Genomic DNA, 3,992 nt, shown 5'->3' on the forward strand with positions numbered 1-3,992 from the left:
GAGGCGGCGCCGACCGCGGTGACGACGGTGGCCATTACGTCCAGCGCATGCCGATCTTGGTCAGTTGCTCGATTCGTTCGGGTGCCAGCGTCGTGGCCCTGCTCCGCTGGTTCCCGATCCAGGCCCCCAGCTTGAGCTCCCGTACCTCGTGGTCCTCGCCACTACTTTCGTTCCCACTCCCGCCGCCGCCGATGATGATCGTCTCGATGTGCTTGCGTGGTACCCGCAGGTGTCCTTCGCGTTCGTAGTACTGCCGGGCGGCGGCGAGGTGCAGCGCCCACTTCTGTGCCTGGCTGGTCCGCAGGGGCGGTTTCTCGCCGTCGGTGGCGGGTGTGATGCCGAGGACGTGTTCACACATCCACTGCTGCACGGCCGTCAGCTTGTCCCAGCCGAGCCGGACCGACCGCACCCACCCGCCGAGGTCTTCTTTCTGGTGTACGGCGACGCCCGGCTCGGTCGGCAGTTCACCGCCGGCCTCCTGCAGATGGAGGCGGGTGAGGTGGAAGCAGCGTTGCCATTCCACCGACCAGGCCGGGCACCAGGACGGGTCGATGTCCTCCAGCTGTTCGCGCCGCCCGTTCGACAGCGCTCCGGCCGACGACTGGACCGGCAGCCCCTGGGTACGCCGCTGCTCGATCTCGGCGGCCTTGCGGGCGGCGGCCCGGGCGTTCTTGAGCCAGATGCCTACTCGATAGCCCTGGTAGGTGGCGTCCAGCGGGGCGAGGAGGTGCCCGTGTTCGCCAGCCCACCCGCGCGCGGCGGCGAGCCCTTCTTCCCATGCGATGTCGTAGCGGGACCAGACCATGCCGAGCTTTTCCAGCTGGGCGATGCGGTCGGCGTCCATGTCGCCGCGGGCGTGGAACCTCCTGGTGTCGGCCACCCATTGCCCGAGGGGGAAGTTCGCCAGCGAGGCTGGCCATACGGCCGCGTCCTCGTGTTCCTCGCCCGGCTGGTCCTGCGGCCCGGCCGGGACGCGGTAGGTGAACGGGACGCGCAGGTCGCCGTGCTCGCGGGCGTAGATGACGGCGGCTTCTACGCCGCGCCTCCAGTGGGCGTGTTCGGGGTTGAGGACGCGGAGGTTGATGAACGCGGCCAGCTGCGCGGGGTCGCGTGGCGTGGAGAACTTCAGCAGTTCCCGGGCCGGGACTGACAGCTCACGGTCGCTTCGGTCGCTGCCGGCTGCTTCGTCTTCCTGGGGCCAGCTGCGGGTCTGTACGCCCCGCACGCGGCTCTGGGCCTGCTGTTCGGCCAGCTGCTCCACCACGCGAGTGTCGTGGGCTCTGAGAGCTTCCAGGAGCTTGGCGAGCCCGCCGTACGCCCTGCTGGTGAGCATGTTGTCCGCTGTCTCGCCCGGCCCGAGCAGCACCGGTACCACGAGCGAGGCCATCTTCCCCTCGCCCGGCTGCATCCGCAGCGCACGCCCCACCGCCTGGACGAGGTCGGGCATGGAGCCGCGGACATCCGCCCAGTACACGGAGTCGCAGTTCTTCGTGTCGATGCCTTCCCCGAGAACTCTCACGGAACCCAGGTATGCCTTCTCCACAACGGTGCCGTCCGTCGCGATCCCGGCGGCGAACTCACCGAGAACGCGCCTACGGTGGAGCGGTTTGTGCTCCCCGCACAGCCAGTCGGCCCACACCGTCTTCGGGTACAGCTCCGGATCGCTGACGTGCAGCCGTTTGGCGACATCCGGCAGGCCGGCCGCGAACGCCTCGGCCTCCTTCACCACATGGTGGAAGACCAGAGTGCGGCGGAAGCCTTCCTCGGCGGACGCTTTCACCAGCGCGGTCTGCAGAGCGGCGAGTCGCGCCCCGCGGACTTCGTCCGTACGCCCTTCGGCGCCCAGGAGCTGCGCGGCTTGGAGCTGGGTGTCGGTGACGTCCACGCATACGACTCGGTAGGGGGCACAGATCCCCCGGTCGATGGCCTGCGAGAGCGTGAGCGTGAAGCAGCGGCTGCCGAAGGCCCCGTCGGAGTCGTCTTCCATGCTCGCCACCAGCTCCCCCGGCGCGCCAGCAAGACCCTCCTCGTCCCCGAGCTGCCACAGCCGGGGCGTGGCCGTCATGTATAGCCGACGCAGGGAGGGAATCTTCTGGTTGTCGTGAACGACTGCCCACGGCTTGCCGATCCGGCCCGACGTCCGATGGGCTTCGTCCACGACGATCAGGTCCCAAGCCGCAAGGCCGGCGGCGTGCGCCCGCTCGAGCGTGCCGAGCCCGAGGCTGGCGTACGTGGCGTACACGGTGACCTTCTCCAGGCCCCGCGTCCACTCCACCAGCTCGCCCACGTCCGTGGTGTTGGGGAAGGACACCTCCTCGCCCCGTAGCGAGGACACACCGATCATCGGCCCCCGGCGGCCCCCCTCGCGCCACGCGGCCTCGGTCTGCGCCAGCAGGTCCAGCGAGGGCACGAGCACCAGCACACGGCCCGCGTGGAGCTCCTGCGCGCTGCGGACCGCTACCCGGGTCTTCCCGGACCCGGTCGCCATGATCACCTGAGTCCGCAGCCCTCGCTCGGGCACAAGCGCTCTTGCAGGCAATTCCAGGGCGCGCAGAACCGCGTCAACGGCTTCTCGCTGGGCGGCCTCGCGCTGATCAGCGCGGCCTGTGCTCGACATATCCGCCTGCCTTCTCCGGGGTGCCGCCCGGTCGATTTGAACGGCGAGAAACGAGAACTCCCCACGTCGGGAAGCTACAAGACCAAGGACTCGACCGATGCCGGTCGGCTGACCGCCCTCCTCGCCAGGGCACCGTTGCGAGCTCCCGGAGGGGACATTGACAAGCCTCCACACCGGTCAGCGATGACATGCCCCGAGTCCAAACTATATCCGATTCCAAAAATGAAGCACACGGGACGCAGAGGTTCCCTCATATCCGAGGGGAAACCTGCCCCACCTTTCGCACCCGGCCCCTCCCACCTAACCCCGCCGCATCCCACCTCATCACCCGTGGCAAAATGCCGACATGACAATCACAGCCCGAAAGGGCCATGCCGCGTAGGCGGCCGGGCGCACTGCGCGCCCCTCAACCCAAGCTCTACGCATTGCACCAGCCCTACCGGATCGACCGGTTGTCGCCGCGGACATCCGCCACCGTGCGCCGGGTCGAGCGGGAGATCTGCACCGAAGACGTGTGGCCCGGCGCCACCGAGACAGCCCTGTACTGGTGCCGGCGGTTCCTCGCCCGGCCAGGCCGGTATCTCGAGATCCCCTACGCCGTGTGCCCGTGCCCTTCCGACAGCCTGGAAGACGTGGCCGAGGCCAGGGACATGCTGGGGCAGGTTGTGGTACTGCTCCCTGCCCCGGCGCGCCGGGAACTCGAGGCACTTCTTGCTGTGCTCGACGCGGAACTGTGGCGCCGGACCCTCCCGGATCCGTTCGCGTTCCGCGATCCCCGGCGAAGGGGCGGCTGGTGGCATCACAGGCTTCGAGGAGACCGGCCATTCGGATGAGACCAGAGCCCAGGCATACTGACCGGTTATGGACAGGCGCAGCGCACAGCGTTGGACCTTGATGGTCGACGGGGAGAGGTTCGATGTCACCGAGCGTCCTGACGAGTTGGGCACCTATGACTTCACCTGGCTGTCAGGTCCTCACTTGTGCCGTGCAGCCGGCCGCAGCCTTGAGTGAGCCGGAACTGCAGGCGTCAGCCCGGGACTTCCTGAAACAGGTGGACCCAACAACCGGACACATCGAGTAACCACCCGCCGTTCCTACAGCCAGCTGGCCCGCGGCAGCGGGCCCCAACGGTTCTGGAGGCGCAGCCGGAAGAACCGTTGGGGCGGGGGAGCGAAGCGGACCCGCCCGAGCGAACGCGAAGCGCTCGCTCGCTTCGGCCGAGCTGAGCGAGGCTCAGGTGCCAAGCGAAGCGCGGCACCTGACGGCCCGAAGGGCCAGCCACCGGCGAAGCCGGTGGCACCAAGGCCGCGAAGCGGCCGCCCCGCTGAGCGAAGCGAGGCGTTTCCCCTGCACAGCGCGCAGCGCTGTGGGACCC

2 protein-coding genes are annotated in these 3,992 nt (G+C 68.8%); one reads left to right on the top strand and one right to left on the bottom strand.

Going from position 1 to position 3,992, the window contains the following annotated elements; all coding sequences use genetic code 11:
- Positions 1 to 34: 34 nt before the first annotated feature.
- On the bottom strand, positions 35 to 2,617 hold the full coding sequence (locus E2E34_RS32200) for a DEAD/DEAH box helicase (protein WP_138905382.1): 2,583 nt from the start codon (positions 2,615 to 2,617) through the stop codon (positions 35 to 37).
- A gap of 425 nt (positions 2,618 to 3,042) precedes the next feature.
- On the opposite strand from E2E34_RS32200, the gene E2E34_RS32205 reads away from it, so the two are divergent.
- Positions 3,043 to 3,450 (top strand): hypothetical protein, encoded by a 408-nt coding sequence (locus E2E34_RS32205; protein ID WP_244316336.1) that lies wholly within the window; start codon positions 3,043 to 3,045, stop codon positions 3,448 to 3,450.
- Positions 3,451 to 3,992: the final 542 nt, after the last annotated feature.

Source organism: Streptomyces albidochromogenes (genome assembly GCF_005981925.1).
In the GTDB taxonomy this organism is placed as follows: domain Bacteria; phylum Actinomycetota; class Actinomycetes; order Streptomycetales; family Streptomycetaceae; genus Streptomyces; species Streptomyces albidochromogenes.